Origin of the sequence: Vibrio rumoiensis, assembly GCF_002218045.2 — a bacterium.
Lineage (GTDB): Bacteria > Pseudomonadota > Gammaproteobacteria > Enterobacterales > Vibrionaceae > Vibrio > Vibrio rumoiensis.
The window spans coordinates 1323577-1349348 of the sequence record NZ_AP018685.1 but is presented as its reverse complement, the minus strand read 5'-3'; the positions used below and the strand labels follow the sequence as shown (position 1 = coordinate 1349348).

Annotated in this window: 23 protein-coding genes and 1 pseudogene; 10 read left to right on the top strand and 14 right to left on the bottom strand. The window is 42.4% G+C overall.

The window, feature by feature from the left end; all coding sequences use genetic code 11:
- Positions 1–7: 7 nt before the first annotated feature.
- The 6 genes from rimJ to VRUMOI_RS06215 form a co-directional block, all read right to left on the bottom strand.
- Entirely contained in the window at positions 8–601 is a 594-nt protein-coding gene (gene rimJ, locus VRUMOI_RS06240; protein ID WP_231897494.1) for a ribosomal protein S5-alanine N-acetyltransferase, read from the bottom strand.
- Entirely contained in the window at positions 601–2223 is a 1623-nt protein-coding gene (gene tyrR / locus VRUMOI_RS06235; RefSeq protein ID WP_089139546.1) for a transcriptional regulator TyrR, read from the bottom strand. Before tyrR ends, rimJ begins: the two co-directional genes overlap by 1 nt.
- A gap of 181 nt (positions 2224–2404) precedes the next feature.
- A complete protein-coding gene (locus tag VRUMOI_RS06230; RefSeq protein ID WP_089139547.1) occupies positions 2405–3481 on the bottom strand; it encodes a YcjF family protein in 1077 nt (358 codons plus the stop codon).
- Entirely contained in the window at positions 3478–4887 is a 1410-nt protein-coding gene (locus VRUMOI_RS06225) for a YcjX family GTP-binding protein (protein ID WP_089139548.1), read from the bottom strand. The genes VRUMOI_RS06230 and VRUMOI_RS06225 overlap by 4 nt, the downstream gene beginning before the upstream one ends.
- 169 nt (positions 4888–5056) lie before the next feature.
- On the bottom strand, positions 5057–5251 hold the full coding sequence (locus VRUMOI_RS06220; RefSeq protein ID WP_089139549.1) for a hypothetical protein: 195 nt from the start codon (positions 5249–5251) through the stop codon (positions 5057–5059).
- A 153-nt stretch (positions 5252–5404) separates the two neighbouring features.
- The gene (locus VRUMOI_RS06215) at positions 5405–6922 is read right to left on the bottom strand and encodes a fumarate hydratase (RefSeq protein WP_089139550.1); all 1518 of its coding nucleotides are present in this window, start codon (positions 6920–6922) and stop codon (positions 5405–5407) included.
- Between the two features lie 226 nt (positions 6923–7148).
- Between VRUMOI_RS06215 and pabB the strand changes: the two genes are divergently transcribed.
- The 4 genes from pabB to VRUMOI_RS06195 all read left to right on the top strand — a co-directional run bounded on the left by pabB (position 7149) and on the right by VRUMOI_RS06195 (position 12301).
- Complete coding sequence (gene pabB / locus VRUMOI_RS06210) at positions 7149–8567, top strand: aminodeoxychorismate synthase component 1 (RefSeq protein WP_089139551.1); 1419 nt, start codon at positions 7149–7151, stop codon at positions 8565–8567.
- A 14-nt stretch (positions 8568–8581) separates the two neighbouring features.
- Positions 8582–9238, top strand: a complete 657-nt coding sequence (locus tag VRUMOI_RS06205) for a CoA pyrophosphatase (RefSeq protein WP_089139552.1) — start codon at positions 8582–8584, stop codon at positions 9236–9238.
- Positions 9239–9515: 277 nt separating this feature from the next.
- Positions 9516–10775: an aromatic amino acid transport family protein gene (locus VRUMOI_RS06200; RefSeq protein WP_089139553.1), complete on the top strand. Its 1260-nt coding sequence runs from the start codon at positions 9516–9518 to the stop codon at positions 10773–10775.
- Between the two features lie 164 nt (positions 10776–10939).
- A complete protein-coding gene (locus tag VRUMOI_RS06195) occupies positions 10940–12301 on the top strand; it encodes an L-serine ammonia-lyase (RefSeq protein WP_089139554.1) in 1362 nt (453 codons plus the stop codon).
- Between the two features lie 153 nt (positions 12302–12454).
- Here the strand turns inward: VRUMOI_RS06195 and VRUMOI_RS06190 are convergent, their stop codons facing one another.
- Complete coding sequence (locus tag VRUMOI_RS06190; protein WP_089139555.1) at positions 12455–12805, bottom strand: RidA family protein; 351 nt, start codon at positions 12803–12805, stop codon at positions 12455–12457.
- Positions 12795–13433, bottom strand: coding sequence for a hypothetical protein (locus VRUMOI_RS06185; RefSeq protein ID WP_089139556.1), 639 nt, complete (start codon positions 13431–13433; stop codon positions 12795–12797). Before VRUMOI_RS06185 ends, VRUMOI_RS06190 begins: the two co-directional genes overlap by 11 nt.
- A gap of 279 nt (positions 13434–13712) precedes the next feature.
- Here VRUMOI_RS06185 and asnS point away from each other — a divergent pair, with 279 nt between their 5' ends.
- Together asnS and VRUMOI_RS06175 are read left to right on the top strand one after the other, a co-directional pair.
- Positions 13713–15113, top strand: a complete 1401-nt coding sequence (gene asnS / locus VRUMOI_RS06180) for an asparagine--tRNA ligase (protein WP_089139557.1) — start codon at positions 13713–13715, stop codon at positions 15111–15113.
- Positions 15114–15510: 397 nt separating this feature from the next.
- Entirely contained in the window at positions 15511–16275 is a 765-nt protein-coding gene (locus tag VRUMOI_RS06175) for a TerC family protein (protein WP_089139558.1), read from the top strand.
- A 73-nt stretch (positions 16276–16348) separates the two neighbouring features.
- Here the strand turns inward: VRUMOI_RS06175 and VRUMOI_RS06170 are convergent, their stop codons facing one another.
- Complete coding sequence (locus VRUMOI_RS06170; protein ID WP_089139559.1) at positions 16349–17551, bottom strand: MFS transporter; 1203 nt, start codon at positions 17549–17551, stop codon at positions 16349–16351.
- Between the two features lie 155 nt (positions 17552–17706).
- Here VRUMOI_RS06170 and VRUMOI_RS06165 point away from each other — a divergent pair, with 155 nt between their 5' ends.
- Positions 17707–17880, top strand: coding sequence for a hypothetical protein (locus VRUMOI_RS06165; RefSeq protein ID WP_197712951.1), 174 nt, complete (start codon positions 17707–17709; stop codon positions 17878–17880).
- Here the strand turns inward: VRUMOI_RS06165 and tnpC are convergent.
- From tnpC to tnpA, 3 genes and pseudogenes are all read right to left on the bottom strand, one after another.
- A pseudogene (tnpC, locus tag VRUMOI_RS06160) lies at positions 17877–19407 on the bottom strand (IS66 family transposase). The gene VRUMOI_RS06165 and the pseudogene tnpC sit on opposite strands and share 4 nt — an antisense overlap.
- A 59-nt stretch (positions 19408–19466) precedes the next feature.
- Entirely contained in the window at positions 19467–19820 is a 354-nt protein-coding gene (gene tnpB, locus VRUMOI_RS06155) for an IS66 family insertion sequence element accessory protein TnpB (protein WP_025794881.1), read from the bottom strand.
- Positions 19817–20137, bottom strand: a complete 321-nt coding sequence (gene tnpA / locus VRUMOI_RS06150; protein WP_110410644.1) for an IS66 family insertion sequence element accessory protein TnpA — start codon at positions 20135–20137, stop codon at positions 19817–19819. The genes tnpB and tnpA overlap by 4 nt, the downstream gene beginning before the upstream one ends.
- Before the next feature lie 109 nt (positions 20138–20246).
- Here tnpA and VRUMOI_RS06145 point away from each other — a divergent pair, with 109 nt between their 5' ends.
- Positions 20247–20747: a class I SAM-dependent methyltransferase gene (locus tag VRUMOI_RS06145; RefSeq protein WP_269459978.1), complete on the top strand. Its 501-nt coding sequence runs from the start codon at positions 20247–20249 to the stop codon at positions 20745–20747.
- Between the two features lie 51 nt (positions 20748–20798).
- Here the strand turns inward: VRUMOI_RS06145 and VRUMOI_RS06140 are convergent, their stop codons facing one another.
- Positions 20799–21263: an ASCH domain-containing protein gene (locus VRUMOI_RS06140; RefSeq protein WP_089138753.1), complete on the bottom strand. Its 465-nt coding sequence runs from the start codon at positions 21261–21263 to the stop codon at positions 20799–20801.
- Between the two features lie 113 nt (positions 21264–21376).
- Positions 21377–22036 carry a YoaK family protein gene (locus tag VRUMOI_RS06135; RefSeq protein ID WP_089138752.1) on the bottom strand — a complete coding sequence of 220 codons (660 nt, stop codon included), beginning with the start codon at positions 22034–22036 and terminating at the stop codon, positions 21377–21379.
- Positions 22037–22194: 158 nt separating this feature from the next.
- On the opposite strand from VRUMOI_RS06135, the gene VRUMOI_RS06130 reads away from it, so the two are divergent.
- Both VRUMOI_RS06130 and VRUMOI_RS06125 read left to right on the top strand, forming a co-directional pair.
- Positions 22195–23385, top strand: coding sequence for an amino acid aminotransferase (locus VRUMOI_RS06130; RefSeq protein ID WP_089138751.1), 1191 nt, complete (start codon positions 22195–22197; stop codon positions 23383–23385).
- A gap of 216 nt (positions 23386–23601) precedes the next feature.
- Positions 23602–25755: an FAD-dependent oxidoreductase gene (locus VRUMOI_RS06125; RefSeq protein ID WP_089138750.1), complete on the top strand. Its 2154-nt coding sequence runs from the start codon at positions 23602–23604 to the stop codon at positions 25753–25755.
- Positions 25756–25772 lie beyond the last annotated feature (17 nt).

The window sequence follows — 25772 nt, the reverse complement described above, 5'->3', positions numbered from 1 at the left end:
TTCAGTGTTATGCTTCCACTCGCCATGATGAGTTGATCAACGACATTAAGCGGTGAGTCTGCCACTGGCCATTAATCAATAAATAATCTTTTGCGACGCCTTCGAATTCAAACCCTAAATGGTCAAGCACTTTCTCACTGCGACTATTATGTGGCATATAAGCCGCCATGATTCTATGTAGATTTTGGTGTTGAAAAATCCACTGGATACACACTTGCAAAGCTTGAGTCATAATCCCTTTACCTTGGGCGGTTTCGGCTAATGAATAACCTAAGTTACAAGCATGAATCGGGAAACCTGAAACATTGGTGAAGTTAATCGTACCAAGTACTTGAGTCTCTTCTTTATCAACAATAATGAAGCTAAACACCGTATTCATTTGATGAAAGTCATTCAAACGTTTAATTCGGCTTTTCCACCCTTCGACGGTATAAAACTCAGAGCTTCGAATAGGATCCCAAGGCGCTAAATGTTGATGATTGTGGTTATAAAAATCCGCCATCATCTTTTCATCACCAGAGCCGATTAGACGTACATTAACGTTATCAAGTTCAAAGCTATCGCCAATCAGCAATTCGAAGGTAGAAAGATCCGTTTTCATTACGATTTACGAATTCCATAATCACGTAGCTTATTGGCAATCGAAGTGTGTGACACTTCCAAACGTTTTGCCAACTTACGGCTCGATGGGAAAGATTGGTACAAACGCTCCAAAATCTGCGCTTCATGTTTACGCATCATCTCATCGAGTGAGCCATCTAAGGTAAAGTTTTCCAATTGTGTTTCAAAGGCAGAGCGGCTTGCTTGCAACGTTGGCAATTGGAAATGCTCAAACTTCAATACATCGTCATCAAGCTGGGTCATCGCGCGCAACACTGAGTTTTCTAACTGACGAATGTTACCCGGCCAAGGATATAGCGTTAGCTGTTCGATCAATTGTTCATCGTAACTAGGCACCTTGAGGCCTAACTGTTGAGCATATTTGGCAACAAACATATCCACTAACGGCAATACATCACTACTGCGTTCGCGTAAAGACGGAATGTTTAAATTCAACACATTCAAACGGTAGTACAAATCTTCACGAAATGATCCCGATTGAGTAAGTTGTGACAACGTTTGTTTGGTTGATGCTATCACTCGAACATCAACGTGCATTTCATTTTCTTCACCGACTCGGCGGAATGAACCATCTTGTAAAAAGCGCAGTAGTTTGATCTGTAGATGTGGGCTCATCTCGCCAATTTCATCGAGAAAAACCGTGCCTTTATCCGCTTGTTCAAAAATACCTTTATGACCAATGTCGTTATTAAACGCGCCCGGTGCATTACCAAACAGTTCAGTTTCTGCTGCATCATCTGGCATAGAAGCACAGCTTAACACTAAGAATGGTTCATTGGAGCGATGAGAGCGATTATGACAAGCACGAGCCAACATTTCTTTACCCGTTCCCGTTTCCCCTTCGATCAACAAAGGTTGGTCTAACATGGCGAGTTTCTTGGCTTGTGATACTAAACGCTGATGATGATTCGATACGCCAACAAAATGCTCAAAACCGAGTGGGTTGTAATCGGGTACGGCAGTTAATTTAGTTTCTGAATGCACGATGGGTTTTAGCATGATCACGGCACTCGCCAGAATCGCTTCACCAGAATCACTGTGGATCATTACCGGCATCACATCCATTAAATAGTTTAGACCTTCAATGGTGATCTTATCGCGATAACGCAATAGGCCCTCATCAAATTTCCCTTGCTTCGGCTTGACTTCACCACTGGCTAACGCTTTAAACCAAGGCGCAGACTTTAGTTTTGGAATGTAATGAAAAATGCTGTAGGTTTGAATTTCTTGAACCGTGACTTTAAACAGCGCCAGCGCACAAAAATTAGCCATTTCAATATCCCCTTTCAGGTTTATCGAAATGACCGGATCGGGCAGCGTATCTAGAATCGCATTTAATTCGGTACTTTCGCGCTCACTAGGCATAAATGGAATTTTACGAACATCCGTCACGCCGTCAATTTGACGGATTTGCGCCATCAAACCACTAAAAGTTTCAAATTCAACATCGGGACAATTTAGATAGATAATCCCCGGATCGCCTACGTGAATACCACGAGTACTTAACTCGATACCACGTAAGTCAATATTTTTAGAAACAAGAATATCTAATAGTTCACGAGTAAGACCAAGGCGGTCTTGGCAAAGGACTTCTAAACGCACGGTTCTATTCCTGAAAAGGTGTCACGAAAAGTTGACAGTAGTTTGTTGTATGAGAGGAGTTTCGTCAAGGAACTTAGTTAACAAACACTTATTACTGGTTTGTGCTCATAGACTTTAGTTAAATCATGAGCACAAACTTGTTATACAAACGGATAATGATGGCTTATTACGCAAACCACCGCTAATTTTTCTCTTCTGACTTGCCTATCACACGCCCAACAACAAGCTTACGAATTTCGCTTAAGCGCACGGCTTTATCTTTACGCCAAGGCAATGGGCGAAGTAAGGCCATCGCTTTAATTCCTAATCGACCAGTCAGAAGACCTACGCCTATCCCTTGTGCGGCACGAGTGGAAATCTTACCTGCGATGCCTAATGACATCATGTTGGTACCGACATCAACCGCCAGTTCACTCGCACCAGCCGCGGCCATATTAATGAAAACAAGCTTGAGAAGACGAATACGAGACCAGTAACCTAGTTCAACCCCATAAATTTTGCCCAACTCATCAATCATTTTGAAATTTCGCCAAGCGACTAATAGCATATCGGCAATCGCAAGTGGACTGAGTGCCACCAACACCGCCGATTCAGTGGAATAGCTGGCGACAACTTTTTTTGCCTGCTTGTCTTGCTGCGCAATCACCATGTCATCGTACAATTCAATTACATCGGCATCGTTGTGGTTATCATTGACTGTTTTTACCCAGCGATCATAGCCCGCATGCTCAAGCGTTACGCCCGCCTGAGAGGCAAGATCTTCACAAAACGGTTTGGCATTGCCTGTGTTGTGCGAATGAATTAAATCCATCGCCAACTCTTGGCTGCTCAATTGCTTACGCAGTCTTCTTAATTTCCACAGTTCTTTAACCGTAGCGCCAATACCCAGTGATGCTAATGCCGCAATAAAGCCGGTCCAACCAAGCGTTAGCCAATCTGATTGTTGGTAGGCTTGCAGAACATTATGCACGCTTTGCCAACCGACTAGCCCAGCGAAGGAAACAACAGTCCCCGTAACAAACCAACGTTTTTTGGAGCGAGGACGAATGATATTAATCATTTCATCTTCTATTTGATTTTCCGCACTCACATTTAATTGCGCTTGCGACATAGGAACAAACTCAGTTGCTTCATCAAATTGCACTTTTGTACCCATTTTTTGATAGCCAGGGTCAGAATTTAATGCGTCTAATGTCTCTTGTTGAGCATCGGATACTTTATCGCTGTTGAAGATAATTTTATTTTTATAATCACTCATCGTAATTTATCCCCTAACAAAAACTGCAAAACCTTATCCATTCGAATATGCGGTAATGCTTGGTCATGAGGTATTTTTAATGGTCTAAATTCATAGAACTCGAAACCATTACCCTGCCAGTAATCTTTCTGCGGCAGCTTTGGCGGTACCTCACCAGGAAATAAGGTCAGTGTTTCTTCTTCCAAAGTGGTGCCTTTTATTGCTTGTAATGTCGTATCGCCAGTCGATGCATAACCGGGCATCGTGGCTTGAATTGAAGCAAGGCTGACACATTCCATATCGATGCCTTCATAAGACACATGTTGCCATGCTTCATGCACCAACTGTTGAAGTAAAGAGACCATATTGACGTGCTGATCTGGTGTCACGTGATCGGCTTTGGTCGCGGCAAACATCACTTTATCTATTTTGGCCGAGAATAAGCGTTTTAATATCGAGTTACGACCATATTTAAAGCTCTGCATCAATTGGCTGATTGCTCCACTCATGTCCATAAAAGAATCATAACCAGAGTTGAGTGGTTGCAAACAATCCACCAGCACAATTTGTCGATCAAACGAAGCAAAGTGCTCTTGGTAGAAGCTTTTCACGATTTTCTTTTTATACTCATTAAAACGAGATCGCAGCATCGCATAAGCTGAATTTCGTTTAATTTCTTTGAACGGCTTACCCTGTTCATCCATTTCGAGTTCAACAGGGAAAAATTGCAATACTGGCGCGCCGACAAGTTCTCCGGGTAATACAAAACGACCTGGCTGTACCCAATGCAGACCAGCATCCTTACAAGCATGTAGGTAATCAGTATAAGATCTTGCCAGTTCAGCCACACGATTTTCATTGGCAACGGTAAGGCTATCGAAATGATTCAACTTCAATAACCATTCTTTAGCCAGTTTTGAACGTAGTTCACTCCCCGCTTTTTCACCTCTTAATAACTCAAGCTGGCTTTGTGACCATTGCTCAAAGCTCATATCCAGTAATGGCAGATCGAGTAGCCATTCTCCCGGATAGTCCACGATATCAAGATACAAGGTTGAAGTGCTTTTGAGTAAACGTCGCGCGCCCTTTTTAGGCTTAAAACGAATCGCTAAACGAATTTCGCTCACATCACGAGTCGGCACTGGCCACTGTGGTGGTGTCGAATGCAGTTGCTCGATAGCAAGATCGTAATCAAATCTTGGCACCATTAAATTGGTTTGCGGAATACGCTTCGCACCAAGCAATTGCTTATTTCGGCTCGGTTCAAATAGCGGTAAGTTATCTTGGGTTGAGCTATTTAAAAGCTGATTAACCAGTGAAGTGATAAATGCGGTTTTGCCCGCACGTGACAACCCAGTCACCGCGAGACGCAAGTGCCGATCTAAACTACGTTTCACTAAATCATTCACTTCTTGTTTGATTTTCATTTACCACTCCAAAGCTCAAAGCATAACGACAACTCAGCAGCTTCAAGCATATCATATTTCTATAAAATCAATATCTTCAGCGGCTTGGATAAATCGTAACTAAAATAAAAGGCCCGTATTTTATCAATACGGGCCTTTGTCATGAATATCAAATTTTAGCTGGAATAAACTAATCTTCTTCTATCAATTTATAGATGATAAATAGAGACAATTCCAATAATAAGCCAAGTACCACTGTCATTACTGCAAACCAGTTATTGGTTGTGTCAAAAATGGCAATCCCATGAAGGATCATTTGGATGCCAACATAACCACCAACGATGACAGCAATCAAAATCTGCAAAATCTGTACAAAACGTGGCATAAAATCTCCTAAATATTCAGCCTGTTATATTTTTACTTTATAAAACTATAATCAATTTACAGCCATTAGTCAGGAAAATTTTACTGATAGGTTGAAATAACCTAATAACTCGAAGCGTAGCGCGCTCGCACCACGCAACTCGTTACCTAGGCGTTATTTTTCCATCTCAGCGATTTTGACCTTCCAAGTATCAGGACCGATTTGGTGAGCATTAGCGCCGGTTGAGTCGACTGCGACTGTCACTGGCATATCTTCCACTTCAAACTCGTAAATCGCTTCCATACCAAGATCTTCAAAGGCTACTACACGAGCTTTCTTAATCGCTTTCGCCACCAAGTAAGCCGCACCACCAACCGCCATTAGGTAGACTGATTGATGCTTTTTGATCGATTCGACAGTGTCTGCGCCACGTTCCGCTTTACCGATCATGCCCATAATGCCGGTTTCTTCAAGCATCATATCGGTAAACTTATCCATGCGCGTTGACGTTGTCGGGCCTGCTGGGCCAACGACTTCATCTCCCACGGCATCAACTGGACCTACGTAGTAAATGAATTTGTTTTTAAGATCGACACCTTCAGGTAAACCTTCGCCACTTTGTAGCATACCTTGAATACGTTTATGCGCCGCATCACGACCGGTTAGGATCTTACCCGATAGCAATACTGTTTCACCGGTACGCCACTGAAGAACATCTTCTTTAGTAATGGTATCGAGATTCACTCGACGGGTATTTTCACCCGCTTCCCAAGTAATTTGAGGCCAATCTTCTAGTTTTGGTGGCGTTAATTCTGCAGGACCAGAACCATCAAGAGTGAAATGTACGTGACGTGTCGCTGCACAGTTTGGAATTAAACACACAGGTTTAGACGCTGCGTGAGTTGGCGCCGTTTTAATTTTCACATCGACGACCGTCGTTAAACCGCCAAGACCTTGTGCACCAATACCCAGTTTATTAACTCGGTTAAAGATATCTAAACGTAATTCTTCTTCCGCGTTTTGTGGGCCACGTTCGATCAATTCATGAATATCGATATGTTCCATCAAGGATTCTTTTGCCAATACCGCTGCTTTCTCAGCCGTACCGCCAATGCCTATGCCAAGCATACCCGGTGGACACCAACCCGCTCCCATCGCCGGTAACGTTTTCTCTACCCATTCCGCGATATCATCGGATGGGTTTAACATCACCATTTTAGTTTTGTTTTCAGAACCGCCGCCTTTTGCCGCGATTTGAATCTCAACTTTATTACCCGGTACCATGTTGATATGTACCACACCCGGCGTGTTATCTTTGGTGTTAATACGCTTGCCAGCAGGATCAGAAAGTACCGATGCACGCAATGGATTATCGGGATTGGTGTAGGCTTGACGAATGCCTTCATCTACCATTTGCTGAACCGTCATATCGGTTTCATCCCAACGAACGTCCATACCAATATTAACGAAACAAGTCACAATACCCGTATCCTGACAAATCGGACGATGCCCTTCTGCAGCCATACGTGAGTTTATTAAGATTTGAGCAATCGCATCTTTCGCAGCTTGGCTCTCTTCCTTGTGATACGCTTTTTCAAGCGCTTGAATAAAATCCATTGGATGGTAGTACGAAATATATTGGAGAGCGTCAGCCACACTGCTGATCACATCTTGCTTACGAATGACGGTCATACATGCCTCTACACATTACATTATTATAATTGGATAAAGACTGGCGATAGTGGATAGCTACAATAGTGACAGCGTCACTCTGATAACCAACCAATCCTTGTTTGGGCGGGATTTTAACTAAACCAATCAATTACCGATTCACATACATTGCTTAATCTGGAATTATGATACTCTCGCTCAGCATTCGATGCCACGTAACGATTGAACCTTTGTCACACTTTATAGAATGAAAAAGCAAAATAATCCCAATATGACTCAAAACAACTCAAGCACACATCAAGACCGTATAAAGATTAAGCACATTTCTTATTCGGCATCTTTAGCTAAGCATTATTTTGCTACCATCGAACACTTGCCTTGGGCCATGCTATTGCGCTCAGCTGCGGATGGCCACCCTAATAATCGCTACGATATTTTAGTGGCGAATCCAACGGCCAAGTTACTCACTTATGGTGATGCCACTCAAATCCATCAAAAAAACAATGATGAATGGCAAGAGGAACACTCAAAAGAGGATCCGTTTACTTTACTATCCCATTACCAACAAACATTACTACCAGAACACCCAAGCATTGATGACGTACCTTTCATAGGTGGTGCTTTAGGTTACTTTGGTTATGATCTCGGTCGTCGGGTCGAGAAGATGCCCGCTTTGGCTGAACACGACATTCCAACCGCAGATATGGCCATTGGTTTATATGAATGGGCCTTGATCGTCGATCATCAATTAAAACAAGCCTATTTCGTTGGGCAGAATATCGAGCAACATCAGGCTTGGTTAGAGTCACAACACAGCCAGCCTAGCAAAGCATTTACTTTAACCTCTGACTGGCAGTCAAATATGACCAAAGCGTCGTATATTGAAAAATTCAACACCATTCAAGAATACCTACGTTCAGGCGATTGCTATCAAATCAATCTTGCTCAGCGATTCAATGCTCAATATCAAGGGTCTGAATGGCTGGCTTATCAAGCACTTGAAGAGTCCAATCATGCGCCTTTTTCTGCATTTATTCGTACCGATGAAACAACATTAATCAGTATTTCTCCAGAACGCTTTCTAGAATTAAACCAAAATGTGATTGAAACCAAGCCAATTAAAGGCACTCGCCCACGTTCAAACGATGCAAAACAAGACTGTCAATTCGCTGAACAGCTTAAAAATGCTGAGAAAGATCAAGCAGAAAACTTAATGATTGTTGACTTGTTACGCAATGATATTGGTCGTGTCGCCCAACCCGGATCTGTCACCGTACCAGAGTTATTTGCGATTGAAAGCTTCCCAGCAGTGCATCATTTAGTGAGTACAATCCGTGCTATACTCGATAAAGATCAATGTGCTAGCGATTTGCTTCGCGCCTGTTTTCCTGGCGGCTCGATTACTGGTGCGCCCAAAATTCGCGCGATGGAAATTATTGAAGAATTAGAGCCTCACCGCCGTAATACCTATTGTGGAAGTATTGGATATATCAGCCGCTGCGGTCGCATGGATACCAATATCACAATTAGAACTTTAGTGGCGTATCGGCAGCAACTTTATGCTTGGGCTGGTGGTGGAATCGTCGCCGATAGCGAAGCGGAATCGGAATATCAAGAAACGCTCGATAAAGTCAGCCGAATTTTGCCTACGTTATCTAACCTATAAATAAGATAAAAGGAATGCTTATGAAAAAAGAAGAATTATTACGCCAATTTTCACTAAACATTCCTGCTAATTATCAACCTGAAAGCCTCCTTCGAGTGGCGCATTTAGATGCTTCTCAATTAAGAAAAGCGGCCGTGCTCATTCCTTGTGTTGATCGCCCTCAAGGCTTATCGGTAATATTCACTAAACGCGCTTCACATCTAAAAAGCCACCCAGGACAAATCAGCTTCCCCGGCGGTAAATACGAGTTTTTTGATCATTCCCTCGCCGATACGGCCTTAAGAGAAGCCCATGAAGAAATTGGCTTACACCCAAGCCAAGTCAGCATTATTGGTCAGTTACCTGCGTTGATAACGATTAGCCGCTTTAATGTCACCCCGTTCGTCGCCTTTGTTGAAGATGGTTATCAAAGCCTTATCGATAAAAATGAAGTCGATTATATCTTTGAGGTTCCAGCGAATTACTTATTTAATCCCGACAACCTTTATAGTAAAAAAATGCAAATAAAAGGGACGGCGCATCGTATCTTTGCCATCAATTACCAAAGGCATTTTATATGGGGAGTCACCGCTCAAATCATTCAAGCTTTACAATCTCAATTAGATATTAAAAATATGATGCCTTCACACATTACAAACTCGAGAGATTATTTAGCGCATATTTCACCCTAACGACGTACAATTATTCACTGATTAAAGTCATTCGTTAACATTCATTTCTTTTTCATTTGTGCACTCTTCAAGCAAACTGCCTTTTCAGATTACTTTTTCATAAAAACCAAATTACTTTTTCTAATCCGAAGCGCTATTTTTTCGTGACTCAGCGCATGTTATGAAACACTTGTAATTTATTCGGCACATAAAGTGATATTGATCCTATATTTATCGCTCAAGATCAGCATAATCCTCGGCAATTCTTCCTGTTCCCAAAATTTTAAGAGAATTAACAATGAATACTAAAACCATTAATGCTGTAGCTGAGGACATTTCAACCTCGAGTAAATGGACCTACCAAGATTTTTCTTGGGTACTATCTTTATTTGGCACCGCCGTTGGTGCTGGCGTGTTATTTCTACCGATTAAAGCTGGAGCGGGTGGTTTTTGGCCACTGGTAATTCTAGCGGTAATCGCCATGCCGATGATTTGGCTAGCGCATAAAGGTTTAGCGCGTTTCGTACTCTCTGCGAAAAATCCCGATGCGGATATTACCGATACGGTTGAAGAACATTTTGGTAAAACCGGTGCCACCATCATTACTTTCGCTTACTTCTTTGCTATTTACCCTATTGTTCTAATCTATGGTGTTGGCATAACCAATACAGTTGATTCATTCTTAGTCAATCAATTGGGTTTTGAATCGATTCCACGTTGGTTATTATCCGGCGCCTTAATTACCTTGATGACTTGCGGTGTTCTCTTTGGAAAAGAGTTAATGCTAAAAGTGACCTCCTTGATGGTTTACCCTTTGGTTTTCATCCTGCTTGCTCTCTCTATCTTCTTAATTCCGGAATGGAACACCAGCATGACGGAAGTAACACCAAACTGGGCAGAAATGCCAAAAATCATTTGGTTAGCCATTCCTATAATTGTGTTCTCTTTTAATCACAGCCCGATTATCAGCCAGTTTACTAAAGAACAACGTCGTGTTTATGGCAATGACGCAATGAAAAAAACCGATATGATCACCGGTGGCGCAGCAACCATGTTGATGGCATTTGTGATGTTCTTTGTATTTTCTGTGGTTTTATCTCTAACACCTGAGCAATTAGGTGAAGCCCAAGCGCAAAACATCAGCGTATTATCTTACTTAGCCAATATCCATTCTTCACCAATGATTTCTTACCTGGGCCCTATCGTGGCATTTGCTGCGATCACTTCAAGCTACTTTGGTCATTTCTTAGGGGCTCACGAAGGTTTAGTTGGCTTAGTTAAATCACGCTCTAAATTGACTGAAACAAAGGCTAACAAAGTTTCATTACTCTTCATTGTGTTGACTACATGGGTCATTTCGATCATTAACCCAAGCATCTTAGGTATGATTGAATCAATGGGCGCCCCAATGATTGCGGCAATCCTGTTTATTATGCCAATTTATGCAATGCGTAAAGTCCCTGCTATGGCGAAGTTTAAAACCTCAACTTTCGCACAAATCTTTACAGCTATTTGTGGTGTTGCAGCGATTACTTCTGTAATCTACGGCTCCTTTTGATATATGACGCTATCGTTATAGAGAAGTCGACTATAATTTAGCTAATCAGTACAAAAAATACAGAACATACGCTGTTGAAAAAATAATAAGCAGCTTAGACCGTTAGCTTAATAAATAAAAAATCAAAGCCCCTTAATATAGAGGGGCTTATCAGAGGTAATAACATGATCAGTGTTTTTGATATCTACAAAATTGGTGTTGGCCCATCCAGTTCTCACACGGTTGGCCCTATGAAAGCCGGTAAACAGTTTATCGATGATCTTACGGAGCAAGGTAAACTGCATGATATTACAAAAATTACTGTCGATGTTTACGGTTCATTATCACTGACAGGGAAAGGTCACCATACTGATATCGCTATCATTATGGGTCTGGCAGGTAACACGCCAGAACACGTAGATATTGACGCCATCCCGAGCTTCATGGCTCGTGTTGAAGAAACAGAACGCTTGCCTATTGGTATGGATAGTCACACCGTCGATTTTCCAAAAGATGGCGGTATGAATTTCCAAAAGACCAACCTTTCATTGCACGAAAATGGCATGACTTTGCATGCTTGGATCGGCGACGAAGTAGTTTATACGAAAACCTACTACTCAATTGGTGGTGGTTTTATTGTTGATGAAGAAAATTTTGGTAAGAAAATTGAGTCATCATACAACGTGCCTTACGAATTTAATTCTGCGATGGAATTAGTCACACTATGTAAAGAACATGGTTTATCGATCAGTACTTTAGTGATGAAGAATGAAAGCGCTCAATATTCTCAAGATGAAGTTTGTACTTATTTCGCAAATATTTGGAAAACCATGCGTGAGTGTATGGAAAAAGGCATGAATACCGAGGGAATTTTACCTGGCCCGCTACGTGTACCACGTCGTGCAGCTGCCCTACGCCAACAATTGATGACGTCATCGAATACGTCAACCGATCCCATGGCGGTGATTGACTGGGTTAACATGTATGCTTTCGCGGTTAATGAAGAAAATGCTGCTGGTGGTCGTGTCGTTACCGCACCTACCAATGGGGCATGTGGCATTATTCCAGCAGTATTAGCTTACTACGATAAGTTCATTCAACCCGTCACAGAAAAAGACTACATCCGTTACTTCGCAGCTTCGGGAGCCATTGGTGGTTTGTATAAACAAAATGCATCTATTTCAGGCGCTGAAGTCGGTTGCCAAGGCGAAGTTGGTGTCGCTTGTTCAATGGCAGCAGCTGGCCTTGCTGAATTACTTGGTGGCAGTCCTGAACAAGTTTGCATGGCGGCAGAAATTGGCATGGAGCATAACTTAGGCTTAACTTGTGACCCTGTTGCAGGCCAAGTACAAGTGCCTTGTATTGAACGTAATGGTATTGCTGCAGTAAAAGCGATTAACTCAACTCGCATGGCAATGCGCCGTTCCTCTGAGCCACGCGTGTCTCTGGATAAAGTTATCGAAACCATGCTCGAAACGGGTAAAGATATGAACGCTAAATATCGTGAAACATCCCAAGGTGGTTTAGCGGTCAAAGTGATTTGTTGATGCTCGGTTATCGAATCTAGAACGCTTCGCTTCTTGGAAACTCGAAGTCAAATAAATAAAAAGGTGAACCAGTTTAATTGTTCACCTTTTTTAATGCTTGCTTTTAAGCTTTTTCGATTAACGATCAGCAAAGCGTCCTAGCAACGAGACTCGTTATTTCGCAGCAGCGACAAACGCAATCTCCACCAAATATTCAGGATTCGCAAGTTCTGCTTTCACACACGCTCGGCTTGGTGCACTGCCCTCAGGTAACCAAGCTTCCCATTCTTGATTAAATTCATCAATATTCGCGAAGTCAGTGAGATATATGGTGCATGATAAAATACGTGATTTATCACTATTTGCGGCCGCTAACATTTCTTCTGCTTGAGCAAACACTTGTTGAGCCTGCTCCCTAATCCCAACGCTGGTATCCGTTTCAGGTACTTCGACAAAATGGGCGATGCCATTATAAACCGTCACATCAGACCAACGTGCACAAGGGTTCACTCGATTAATTGTCATTATTTTCACTCTCTATTGCTTGGTTATCGACGGCTTCTTTTGAATCTTGACCTTTTGACGGTTCAGGTTTCGCTTTTTTAGCTTCACTCACTTGCTTCATTAATTCATCATAATTTAAAGAAAAAGCGTAACTAACTGGTTGCTCAACCGTGAAGGAGCAATCATGCTGCTTGCCTTTTAAGTGCATCACAACAGGGGCTTTACTGGCGGCTTTTAATTGCTCAGGAGAAATATTTAAAGCGAGGTTTTCATAAACAACGGAATCCGACTTATTTTCTGGCTTATACAACTCAACAGGATAGTGTTCACCATTATCGTCAAACGCTTTTTCTATGCCATAGGCACCTTGAGAGGATTTTAAACGAATATAAATCTGAGTTTGCTGATTACCACTTGGGTAAACAGAAGTTCGATATCGGTAACCCAGTCCATCCCATTCAGATTCACATTTGGTCCAATAAGATTCTGTCTGTAAATCAAGACTACGAGTTAAAGAATCTCGTTTGAAAGTCATGTGATCATTAACGTCTTGTGCAGATTTTACTGAAACACGATCACCATCAATCGTAGAGCAACCCGCTAATACGCTGGCTGTCAGAACAGTGGTACATAACAGTCGAAAAGTCACTCTTCCCCCTTAATTACCTGTCAGTTATGACTCCATTGTAGCTCGACTAAAACCTATTTAGCTCTTTTTTTTACGCATATTTTTGGCCACTATCACCTGAAATTAAAACTAAAGCGCTAAAAATGGAAATAATTGCACAATAAAGGTTGAAGCCAGACCTGTGATGGGTAATATGTCGAATACTTGTGATAATTTTCTATTGCACCTAATTAATAGTCTATTACACCTAATTAATAGTTTGCACTGCCCTTCTTTTGCAGTGTTTTAATGGAGAAAAAAATGACTTACGCGCCTGTAGCAGACGTACTAAGCGGTAAATTAGCCGTAGACAGTGAAATCACTGTACGTGGTTGGATCCGTACACGTCGTGATTCCAAAGCTGGAATCTCATTCCTTGCCATTTATGACGGCTCTTGTTTCGACCCGATTCAGGCCGTGGTCCCTAATGAATTAAATAATTACAATGATGAAGTGCTAAAACTGACCACAGGTTGCTCAGTTGAAGTAACGGGTAAAATTGTAGAATCACCAGCCAAAGGCCAAGACTTTGAATTATCGGCAACCGCAGTAAAAGTGGTTGGTTGGGTTGAAGATGCTGATACTTACCCAATGGCTAAAACTCGCCACTCAATTGAGTACTTACGTGAAGTTGCCCACCTTCGTCCTCGCACAAATGTGATCGGTGCGGTTGCACGTGTTCGTAACTGTTTATCTCAAGCTATCCACCGCTTCTACCATGAAAATGGTTATTTCTGGATGTCAGCCCCTCTCATTACCGCTTCTGATGCAGAAGGCGCAGGTGAAATGTTCCGAGTTTCAACACTCGATCAAGCAAACCTGCCTCTCACTGACAAAGGTGACGTTGATTACGATAAAGACTTCTTCGGTAAAGAAACATTCCTTACCGTTTCTGGCCAGCTAAATGCTGAAGCTTATGCTTGTGCATTAAGTAAAGTCTACACTTTCGGCCCAACGTTCCGTGCCGAAAACTCCAACACGAGTCGCCACTTAGCGGAATTCTGGATGGTTGAGCCTGAAGTGGCATTTGCTGACTTGAATGATGTCGCGAAACTGGCCGAAGACATGCTGAAATACGTCTTCAAAGCCGTGCTTGCTGAGCGTCGTGATGATCTTGAGTTCTTTGCTTCTCGCATCGATAAAGAAGCCATTACACGCCTAGAGCAATTTGTTGAATCTGACTTTGCACAAGTCGATTACACGGATGCTATCCAAATCTTGCTTGATTCTGGTCGTGAATTCGAATTCCCTGTTGAATGGGGTATCGACATGTCTTCTGAGCACGAGCGCTTCCTTGCTGAAGAACACTTCAAAGCGCCAGTGATCGTGAAAAACTACCCGAAAGACATTAAAGCTTTCTACATGCGTATGAATGATGACGGTAAAACGGTTGCGGCTATGGATGTACTAGCACCAGGTATTGGTGAAATCATCGGTGGTTCTCAGCGTGAAGAACGTTTAGAGGTATTAGATGCTCGTATGGTTGAAATGGGTATCGATCCTGAGCACATGTCTTGGTATCGTGACCTACGCCGCTACGGTACAGTGCCACACGCAGGTTTCGGGCTTGGTTTTGAGCGTTTAGTTTCTTACGTTACCGGTATGGGTAACGTTCGTGATGTGATCCCATTCCCACGTACACCACGTAGTGCAAACTTCTAATCATTAGAATGTTAACCCAATAAGTTCAAGCCTGCTCTTTCAACGAGCAGGCTTTTTAATTTCAATATCCTCATCACTCTCTTTCAACGCTAACCCGCCCACTTATTGCCGTTCCGCTTATATTTTTTTATTTATCCGGCCTTGATAGTTGAATCCTGCATACCTATATAAGCCGTCGAATCCACAAGAATGAATAATATAAAGGATGAAAAATGTAATTCACTCTAAACCTCTACAGTTGCAGTTAAAAATTCTTACAAATGATTATATTGTCAGTATTAGGAAGCTGTGATGTACTATTCTTCCTTAAACAATAAGAGGTAAATACAAACTATATGGACGACCCCTTTAGTCGACTGTACACACACCAAGCTTCCACAACCTTGGGAGCGACAACATGCTAGAACTCTTCTTACAACCAGAAACGTGGGCTATTTTTGCCACATTATTCGCACTTGAGATCATTTTAGGTGTGGATAACATCGTCTTTATCTCGGTATTATGCGAACGATTACCAGTACAGCAACGTAAACTTGCGAGGAACTTAGGTATCAGCTTGGCAGTATTAACTCGTATCGCTCTAGTGTTCTCAATTTCATGGGTAATGTCACTAACACAGCCCTTATTGATAATACAAGACTTTAGCTTAACTGGCCGTGATCTTATTATGATTGCAGGCGGTGGGTTTTTATTAGCTAAAAGTGCAAAAGAGTTATGGTCGTGGTTGACGCACACAGAACAAGCGCACTCAACTCATATGCGTACAGGTATGGCAGTCGTATTACTGCAAATCGTAGCCGTTGATGCTGTGTTTTCGATGGACTCAGTCATCACCGCGATAGGCTTAACCAATGAAGTACCTATCATGGTCGCTGCTATTTTAACATCAGCGATTGTCATGATTTGCATTGCGGAAAAGATCAATAATCTCGTCATCCAATACCCTGGATTTAAGACGCTAGCATTATTATTCTTAATTTTGCTTGGAGGGCTTTTAATGGCAGAAGGCTTCACTATTCATGTCAACAAAGGCTATGTTTACTTTGCGATGTTATTTGGTTTAATTCTCGAGCTTTGTCATATACAGCTTAAAAAGAAACACAGCCAAGAGGCTCAGACTAAAACCCATAAACCAGAATTAAAAGAGCTTTCTGCCTCGTAATAATTATCATCATTTATACGAAGTACGTTATGGGCATCACTAAATAATCAAGTGATGCCCAATTTATAAACGCTTATTTAATGACGGTATTCCGCCCTGCAAATAGACCTATTGTGCCAGCGACTGCACATAAAATAACAATCATCCAAATCACTTCATTCCAACCATTATTCAAACCATGTAAATACCCGGCAAGCATCGGCCCGATAGCCGCTAATGAATAACCTAAAAATTGCGCCATACCAGATAACGCGGTAGCTTGTAATGGGCTGCTGGTTCTAAAGCTGATAAATGATAACCCTAAAATAAACCAAGCTCCCGAAGCAAGCCCAAGTAGAAATGACCACATGTAAGCAAATTGTGGCAGCATCAATAACCCTACAGATGCCACGCCAGCGATAAAACAAATCCCAAATGCCGGCATTCGTTGATTAGCGAGCTTAGCAACTAATGGAATGATGAATATTCCAGGAAGCGCTGTACCAATTTGAAAAACACCATGCACCACTCCCGCTTCAGTAGAGCTATAACCAGCCTGAACCAGTAAACTCGGTAACCAAGCCACCATCGTGTAGGTAAAATACGAACCACAGCCTAAATAAAAAGAAACCTGCCAAGCTAATGAATTAGACCATAAGTTAACTGAATTAACGCTCGTATTAGTGACGGCGCTAGGTTTCTGATTATTTGCCAGTTGCGGTAACCAAACGATCATAGCAACAAAGGAAAGTACGCTCAGCGCGGCTAAAGACCATTGCCAACCTATTTGATGATAATTGGCCAGTGGAATAGAAAATGCCGATGCCAATGCAGAAGCTATCCCCATGGCTAAGACATAACTAGACGTCATCAAGGCCACTTTCATTGGAAAATCTCGCTTTACCACAATCGGCAGCAGTACATTACCGATACTGACACCAATCCCAATAAAACCTGTCCCAAGAAACAAACTACTGACACCACCAAGCGAACGGAGAATTAACCCTACCGCAATGAAAACCAGTGCAAAAAATATCGTATATTCAACGCCAAAGCGTTTGGCTAAATAAGCCGATGGCGGTGCAAATAAAGCAAAAGCAATTAACGGCAGTGTTGTGAGTAATCCTGCTTGAGTTGCTGATAGTTGGAAAGAATTGGATATCAACTCAATCATCGGCGCGATGCCTGTTACCGGTGCTCGTAGATTCGCGGCAATCAACAAGACCCCCACCACCAGTAACATCATTCGATTCTTCTTTGTCATTATTCTTTTGGTTTCTACTGATGATATTGTCATTTATTCCTCTTATAACCGTAATAACCACATAAACTCAATGTATAAATAGATTGCCTTCTTGCTGTTATTCTATACTCTGAATATTCCTTTCTCGTTTTGTCATTTCATCTAGCATGTCTAGTTAGCTGGCTCAGCGCCAACTATTTAGGCCTCCAATGACAAAATTACGTTTAAGTTACCAAACCGTAGAATTTGGTAAAACGGATATCCACCTGTGTACCTTACGCAGTAATCAAGAGTTTCACGATCCTAATGGCACTGCTGAAAAGCTCGGGATTTCATCGGCTTCTTGGTATCCGCGCCATGAACCCACGGGGCGATATTGTTAGTGTTTGAAGTTCCAAGGCAGGAGTGCATCGATATCAGGTTCCGCTTTCGCTAACTCCTGCATGCACTTGACCATGTAGTCGTAAACGATAAGGCCGTTGGCTTTCGCTGTCTCGACGATACTGTAAAGCATCGCGCTCGCTTCAGCTCCATTGGGATTGGTCGAGAAGAGCCAGTTCTTTCTCCCAATAACCAGCGGTTTTATTGCGCGTTCAGCTCGGTTGTTGTCTATCGATAAGTGACCGTCATCGATATAGCGGGTGAGCTTCGGCCACTGACCGAGCGTGTATTTTATTGCTTTACCCAGCGGGCTAGACTCAAGCACTTTCTGAGTTGTCATCCATTCATAAAGCTCATCCAGTATCGGCTTAGCATGCTCTTGGCGCTCTGCTTTCCGTTTTCGGCACTGGCACCTTTTAAGCGTGATTCTATTCCATAAAGCTTCTGGATTTTGGCCAACGCTTTATCCGCTTTACCTGACTTGCCTTTGCCTTGAAGCTTTTCGCCTCCATGAACTTGCGCCGAGCATGCGCGAAGCAACCGACATTGGTGACGAGATGAAGCCCATCATAAACACCATAGCCATCGGTTTGCAGATACCCATCATAGTCGCCCAAGAAGGCAACGGGGCACGCCCTCGCGCGACTGTTTTGATAGTCGTACAAGACGATATTTTTCACATTGGGGAGTGCGGCATCTGGCGAGTCTGCGCCCGAGCAGTAGAGCCACATGTAACACTGTTTATCTTCTTTGAGGACATTGAGCGGCGTTTCATCCGCCTGAATCACCACTTGCTCAAGTAGGTGCGCTTTCAAGGCCGCGTAAAGCGGGGCGAACTTCTCACTGACTTGGATAATCCACCTTGCCATCGTGGTTCGTGAGAGTTCGATACCCGACTGGGTAAACAACGACTCTTGTCGATAAAGTGGCATCGCGTATTGGTATTTACCGAGGATGATATTGGCCAACAAGCTTTCTGTGGCGAAGCTCTTCGGGATAATGCTTTGCGGCGCTGGCTTTTGAACAATGCGGCTGTTGTCCTGAGTTTGCTCGCATTGGCGGCAAGCATATTTAGGACGAACATATTCCAACACTTTGAGTACCGCTGGCGTGAACTCAAGCTTTTCACTGCGGTCTTCACCGATTTTATGCAGACTATGTTGGCAGCAAGCGCACTGCTTTTCATCGTCGTCTAAATCGAGTTCGATAACCTCACGAGGCAAGCTCTTTGGCAGTGGTCTGCGTTTACCGCGTTTCTTCGTTGTGATGGTCGTTGTGACAACGTCAACCTCTTCTTCTTTAGCAGCTTCACACTCCGCTTCGTTGAAGAGGTCACCTTGGGATTCATTGTAAGGCTTTAACGCCTCCGAGCGTTTAGCGAACTGACGGTCGAAGGCAAGTTTGAGCTGTTCAAGCAGCGATTGGCGCTCTTGTTTCAATTGGATTTCTGACGCCAACAGCGCTTTCACCATCGCTTGTAGCTCGGCAACATCTTGGCTTTCTGGGTTGATATTTGGCGTCTTTTTCATGGCATTTATTATACTAAAATCATGCCGTTAACGCTTGGTGGATAAGACTATATTATCGATTAAGTCATTGTAAAATCTTCTATTTTAACGGGTTTATGGCCGATAATCGTGAAGCCTGAAAGCAGCCTATCAAGCTCGAAATGAGTCAGGGTAAACACGTCATTTTTCTCTTTGGAAGGCCATTTATATTTGGCTTTTTCAAGGCGCTTGTACCAAAGAGCAAAGCCTGTTTTATCCCAGTACAACACTTTGACTTTATCGCGCTGTTTGTTGGTGAACAGGAATAGTGCGCCGCTGCCCAAGGGCAAGTCGGTGTCATTTTCGATAATCGCAGCGAGGCCGTTGATGGACTTTCTAAAATCGACGCTTTCGCGATAGAGATAGATTTCGGGAGCACTGAGCATACGTTTCATGACAGCGCACCGATAAGTTCTGCAAGATAGGTCGCTGGCGTGCCTTGTGGGATGCTCAGTTCAACATCATTGACGAGCAGGGTCATATTGGCAACGGCAAGGTGAGTGGCTTGATACTTTGTGGTCTTTTCAACGACTTCTGCTTTAACAAAGCCAACCGTGTTCGGTTTTTCGATGTGCTTTAACTGTTGGTGCTTAGCATAAAAAGTGGAAAGGCTGAGGCCGTTACGTTCACAGAATAATCGTTGTGATAGTTGGCTGGATTCATAGCGTTCGAACAGGGTTCGCCATTCTTGGTTAGTGCGTCGTTTGGCCATTTCAAATCTCCTTTGCTGCTTTGGGTTGGAGGTTTGATCTTATTATTCGGGCTAGACGATTAGAATGCGGGGTTTATGATGCGCTTACGCTTCTTGGCCTATTTTTGGTGTGTTGTGGCCTTCTAGCTTAGTACTTGCGCACTATATGTTTGATTGTGAAACAGGTAAAAAGCGTATTTTAGAAATTGGTTGCGGCATTGGCTTATCTAGCCTAGTGCTTAATGCTCAATCCGCGGACATTACCGCCACCGATTACCACCCAGAAGTACAAACTTTTCTTGATCGTAACACCGAATTAAATGGCGATAGTCTCATTGATTTTGAACGCACCGATTGGGCAGACTTAACGGATAACCTCGGCCTATTCGATATGATTATTGGGAGCGATTTGCTGTACGAAGATAATCATATTAATTTACTGGCAAGCTTTATTGATGCACACGCTAACCCGCATTGTGAAGTCATTTTAGTCGACCCTGGCCGAGGTCGGAAAAATAAGTTAAGCATTAAAATGATTGAATTTGGTTTTAGTTATACTAATGAAAAACCAATGCATACCGACTATATTGACGGCGAATTTAAAGGCCACATTTTAAAATTCACTCGCTAATCAGATCCATTGGTTATTGGAGAGTAGGATCTTACCCTTAAGCACCAGAGATTAAGGGTAAACTTTCTTAAAGCGTTCACAAACCAACACCATATTTTTATCAAAGATAACGCCTTCTTGCTCGCATTCTTTCTCAAAAAAATCTTGATGTGTCGTTTGCCAATGCTCAAGTGTTTTATCGCCTTCGCCTTCTTCAAAAGCAAATTGCTCAGTCATTTGATTAAATGGAATTTCGAAGACTTCTAAGGTTTCGATAATGCATTGTGGTTCCCCTTTCCAATTAAGAACCACTTGTAAGTGACCAACTTCGGGCATTGGTTCATTCGCTTGATCATACCAATACTTCAGGCTACATGTTGCCGTTTTCTCTCCTTGAACAACAAGCTGAGCACAAGTATTGGCATCTTGCTCTGTCGCACAAAAAAAATCAGCACTAAATGAGGTATAGCGTCGACGTAAACTTTCATTTAATGAAAAAAGGTAGTGATTTAAATAAGATTTTGCACGTGGTGTCATTTTCCATTGTTCCCATTCATCCTTGAATATTAGAAGCTTAAACGGAACATGTTGCAGTGTCATGGCGTTGTTATAAATGAACGTAAAAAGTGTTACCAACCGCTGAAAAACAGTTAATTTTTATTCTTTTGTCGATAGATTCTATACACACAAGATAGGATCAAACAGAATGCCCCGGGAATGGCGAGTGCGGATACATTCAGACGTTGGAACGCCAAATAACCGAAAATACCACCACTGAGAAATCCACCGATAATCACACTAAACATAACGAACTTCCTTTTATTCACTTCATTCCCTTGTAGTTTACTACTCAACATCAACCCAAGATCGGTAAAAATACCGGTTAAATGTGTCGTCCTAATAACCGCTCCGCTGTACGTGGTTACTAGTGCATTTTGTAAACCACAGGCCATCGATGCTAAGCATAACCCCCAACCAATGTGTTCATAGAGTAATCCTGTTGAAATGACGAGTAGAATGCCCTCTAACAACAAAACAAGGTCATAATGTCTTCCTAGCTTTAACGACTCACCAGAAATTAACATTCCAGATATGGTTGACCCAAGGACGAAACTGCCTACCAAAGAAACTAAAAAGACCGAAGTCATTGGGCTCTCAATGACACTCACGCCAATTTGGGTAACGCTGCCCGATAGATGAGAAATGGCTTGATGCTCAAAACCAAGTAAGCCAATCGCATTAACAAAACCGGCTATTAAGGACAATGTAAAAGCCCCATACTCAACCCACTTCGGTAATTTGGTAAACATAATCATCCCCTTTAAAAATGACTGACAAGTGTACGCCTGTTTACTCATGATTGAATGATATGAATCAAACATGCTACCAAGTATGATTTACGGTTGTAACCTATAGCGTATAACGGTATAAATAATCGAATTATTTACTCATTTACATGGACGAAATTATGTTTGAAAAAGTACCTGCTGCACCTGCCGACCCGATTCTTGGTTTAACTGAAGAATTTAAGAGTGATTCTCGAGCAACCAAAATCAATTTAGGTGTAGGTATCTACAAGAATGAAGAAGGTCAAACGCCAGTACTAGCCACGGTTAAAAAAGCGGAAGCCGCATTACTTGAATCAGAAAAGACTAAGTCTTACCTAACCATTGAAGGTACTGCCGAATATGGCGTTGCAGTGCAAAAGCTTCTTTTTGGTGCTGATTCAAAAATTGTGACAGATAAGCTAGCAAAAACAGCTCAAGCTCCGGGTGGTACTGGTGCACTTCGCGTAGCGGGCGAATTTATCAAACGTGAATTAAATGCAGGAAAAATTTGGATCAGCAATCCAACTTGGGCAAACCACGTAGGAGTGTTTACTGCAGCAGGTGTAGAAACTGCTCAATACAACTACTATAACGCAGAAACTCACGATAAAGATTTTAATGCCATGCTCGCTAGCCTAGCCGATGCTCAAGCAGGTGATGTGGTATTGCTACACGGTTGCTGCCACAACCCAACCGGCATTGATCCTACCGCTGCTGAATGGGAACAACTGGCTAAACTATGTGCTGATAAAGGCCTACTTCCACTATTTGACTTTGCTTACCAAGGGTTTGCTAAAGGTGTTGAAGACGATGCTGCGGGTTTACGTACTTTCGCGCAATACTGTGATGAAATTTTAGTCGCAAGTTCATTCTCTAAAAACTTCGGCTTATACAATGAACGTGTTGGTGCGTTCACGCTAGTAGCCGCAACGACAGAAACCGCAACAACCGCATTTTCTCAAGTTAAGAAGATCATCCGCTCTATCTATTCAAACCCACCCGCTCACGGTGCGGCAGTAGTGACACTCATCTTAAACGATGAAGCATTACGTACTGAATGGGAAGCAGAAGTGGCTGAAATGCGTGACCGCATTCAAGAGATGCGCACCCTTTTTGTTGAGACGTTAAAAGAAGAAGGCGTGACTCAAGACTTCAGCTTTATCGAAGCCCAAAACGGCATGTTCTCTTTCTCTGGTTTAAGCAAAGAACAAGTAGCACGCCTTAAAGATGAATTCGCCATTTACATTGTTGGTTCTGGCCGTATTAGCGTAGCGGGTATGACAAAATCAAACATGGGCCCATTATGTAAAGGTATAGCGGCGGTTTTATAACCCCAGACTCAATATACATTTTAAAGGTCAGTGTCTGCTGGCCTTTTTTACATCTATAACCAAATCTCAAGCAACCAACTATCCCCCTCTTTTTTAACGCGAATCCACATTAATAAAATTATTAATGTGAAATTTTTTAAATCTAAACCCTGTCTCTTAGTTTATTCCTATCGATATACTACTATCGAAACATAACAGCACAATATGGAAATAAATATGCTAAAAAAACTCTTATTACTCGCGAGTGCAATTATTCTCATCAGTTTATTTTTTACTTTCGATTTACAGCATATTTTGACCTTAGATGGGTTAAAAGCTCGCATCGATGATTTTCGCGACTGGCAACAACGTTCCCCTGTTTTGGTGGCGGCGAGCTTTTTTGTTATTTACGTACTGGTTACCGCGCTATCACTTCCTGGCGCCGCTATTATGACCCTGGCTGCAGGCGGTTTATTTGGATTAACATCTGGACTTATCATCGTTTCTTTCGCTTCAAGCATTGGAGCAACCCTTGCCTTCCTAGTCTCTCGCTATTTATTACGTGACACCATTGAGAAAAAGTTTTCATCGCGCTTAAAACCTATTAACGAAGGGATCGAACGTGATGGCGCTTTTTATCTATTCACTTTACGTCTAGTTCCTATTTTCCCTTTTTTCTTAATTAATTTATTAATGGGACTAACCAAAATCAAAACGCTGACATTTTATCTCGTTAGCCAAATCGGAATGTTGGCTGGTACGATTGTTTACGTCAACGCAGGAACGCAACTCGCAAAAATTGAGAGTTTAAAAGGCATTCTCTCTTTCAACTTATTGATCTCATTTGCTTTGCTTGGCTTATTTCCATTGATTGCCAAAAACATCATTACTACGATTCAAAAAAAACGAGTTTATGCGAAATGGAATAAACCCCAAAAATTTGATCGTAATATGATTGTGATTGGTGGTGGTGCTGCAGGATTAGTGAGTAGCTATATTGCTGCCACAGTACGAGCAAAAGTCACATTGATAGAAAGCCATAAAATGGGCGGTGATTGTTTAAATTACGGTTGTGTACCGAGTAAAGCAATCATCAAAAGTGCAAAAGTTGCCGAACAGTTCAGACATGCGGAAAATTACGGTTTAGATAATCATGCACCCACCTTTTCATTTAAGAAAGTGATGCAACGAGTCCATGATGTCATCGCTCAAGTAGAACCTCATGACAGCATTGAACGCTATACAAGCTTGGGCGTTGAAGTGAAACAAGGCTACGCCAAAATCATCGACCCATGGACAGTCGAAATGACTTTGCACGATGGCTCGGTAGAAAAACTGACCACTCGAAATATTGTGATCGCCACGGGTGCTCGACCATTCGTACCACCATTACCAGGCTTAGAAGACGTGGGCTATGTCACGAGCGATACCTTATGGGAAACCTTTGTTGAACTCGATACTCCGCCAAAGAGGCTGGTAGTGTTAGGCGGTGGCCCTATCGGTTGTGAGTTATCGCAAAGTTTTGCACGCCTAGGATCTAAGGTTATTCAAATTGAAATGGCCGATAGAATCATGCTGCGCGAAGATTTAGAAGTATCGGAACTGGCCCATAAAGAGTTAGCTCAAAGTGGTGTCGAGATTCTCACCGCTCACAAAGCATTACGATGTGAAAAACGTGATCATCAAAAGATCATCGTGGTAGAGCATCAAGGCGCCGAAATTGAAATCGAATTTGATCAACTGCTTTGCGCGGTAGGTCGCTCAGCTCGCCTTGAAGGTTATGGTTTAGAGGAGCTTGGAATTGAAACCAACCGTACCGTACAAACCAACGATTATTTAGAAACCTTATACCCAAACATTTTCGCGGCTGGTGATATTGTTGGCCCTTACCAATTTACCCACGTTGCCGCTCATCAGGCTTGGTATGCCGCCGTTAATGCCCTATTTGGTAATCTTAAAAAATTCAAAGTCGACTACCGTGTGATCCCTTGGACAACGTTTATTGATCCCGAAGTTGCTCGTGTTGGTTTGAATGAAACTGAAGCTCAACAGCAAGGCATTGATTACGAAGTCACTCGTTTTGAATTTGAAGAATTAGACCGAGCCATCACCGAAAGCAGTACCAAAGGCTTTATCAAGGTCATCACCCCAAAAGGAAAAGATACCATTTTAGGTGTTACTATTGTTGGCCAACAAGCAGGAGATTTAATCTCTGAATTTGTCTTGGCAATGAAACACGGACTTGGGCTGAATAAAATACTCGGCACTATTCATGCTTACCCTACTTGGGCGGAAGGAAACAAATATGCAGCGGGTGAATGGAAAAAAGCGCACGCTCCACAAACCATTTTAAATTGGTTAGAAAAATATCACACATGGCGTAGAGGTTAGCATGACACACTAAAAAA

Excerpts from the sequence above, each read along its gene's own strand:
- rimJ (WP_231897494.1), bottom strand. The coding sequence starts at position 601 with ATGAAAACGGATCTTTCTACCTTCGAATTGCTGATTGGCGATAGCTTT.
- VRUMOI_RS06230 (WP_089139547.1), bottom strand. The coding sequence starts at position 3,481 with ATGAGTGATTATAAAAATAAAATTATCTTCAACAGCGATAAAGTATCC.
- VRUMOI_RS06225 (WP_089139548.1), bottom strand. The coding sequence starts at position 4,887 with ATGAAAATCAAACAAGAAGTGAATGATTTAGTGAAACGTAGTTTAGAT.
- VRUMOI_RS06220 (WP_089139549.1), bottom strand. The coding sequence starts at position 5,251 with ATGCCACGTTTTGTACAGATTTTGCAGATTTTGATTGCTGTCATCGTT.
- VRUMOI_RS06215 (WP_089139550.1), bottom strand. The coding sequence starts at position 6,922 with ATGACCGTCATTCGTAAGCAAGATGTGATCAGCAGTGTGGCTGACGCT.
- pabB (WP_089139551.1), top strand. The coding sequence starts at position 7,149 with ATGAAAAAGCAAAATAATCCCAATATGACTCAAAACAACTCAAGCACA.
- VRUMOI_RS06205 (WP_089139552.1), top strand. The coding sequence starts at position 8,582 with ATGCTTATGAAAAAAGAAGAATTATTACGCCAATTTTCACTAAACATT.
- VRUMOI_RS06200 (WP_089139553.1), top strand. The coding sequence starts at position 9,516 with ATGAATACTAAAACCATTAATGCTGTAGCTGAGGACATTTCAACCTCG.
- VRUMOI_RS06195 (WP_089139554.1), top strand. The coding sequence starts at position 10,940 with ATGATCAGTGTTTTTGATATCTACAAAATTGGTGTTGGCCCATCCAGT.
- VRUMOI_RS06190 (WP_089139555.1), bottom strand. The coding sequence starts at position 12,805 with ATGACAATTAATCGAGTGAACCCTTGTGCACGTTGGTCTGATGTGACG.
- asnS (WP_089139557.1), top strand. The coding sequence starts at position 13,713 with ATGACTTACGCGCCTGTAGCAGACGTACTAAGCGGTAAATTAGCCGTA.
- VRUMOI_RS06175 (WP_089139558.1), top strand. The coding sequence starts at position 15,511 with ATGCTAGAACTCTTCTTACAACCAGAAACGTGGGCTATTTTTGCCACA.
- VRUMOI_RS06170 (WP_089139559.1), bottom strand. The coding sequence starts at position 17,551 with ATGACAATATCATCAGTAGAAACCAAAAGAATAATGACAAAGAAGAAT.
- VRUMOI_RS06165 (WP_197712951.1), top strand. The coding sequence starts at position 17,707 with ATGACAAAATTACGTTTAAGTTACCAAACCGTAGAATTTGGTAAAACG.
- tnpB (WP_025794881.1), bottom strand. The coding sequence starts at position 19,820 with ATGAAACGTATGCTCAGTGCTCCCGAAATCTATCTCTATCGCGAAAGC.
- tnpA (WP_110410644.1), bottom strand. The coding sequence starts at position 20,137 with ATGGCCAAACGACGCACTAACCAAGAATGGCGAACCCTGTTCGAACGC.
- VRUMOI_RS06140 (WP_089138753.1), bottom strand. The coding sequence starts at position 21,263 with ATGACACCACGTGCAAAATCTTATTTAAATCACTACCTTTTTTCATTA.
- VRUMOI_RS06135 (WP_089138752.1), bottom strand. The coding sequence starts at position 22,036 with ATGTTTACCAAATTACCGAAGTGGGTTGAGTATGGGGCTTTTACATTG.
- VRUMOI_RS06130 (WP_089138751.1), top strand. The coding sequence starts at position 22,195 with ATGTTTGAAAAAGTACCTGCTGCACCTGCCGACCCGATTCTTGGTTTA.
- VRUMOI_RS06125 (WP_089138750.1), top strand. The coding sequence starts at position 23,602 with ATGCTAAAAAAACTCTTATTACTCGCGAGTGCAATTATTCTCATCAGT.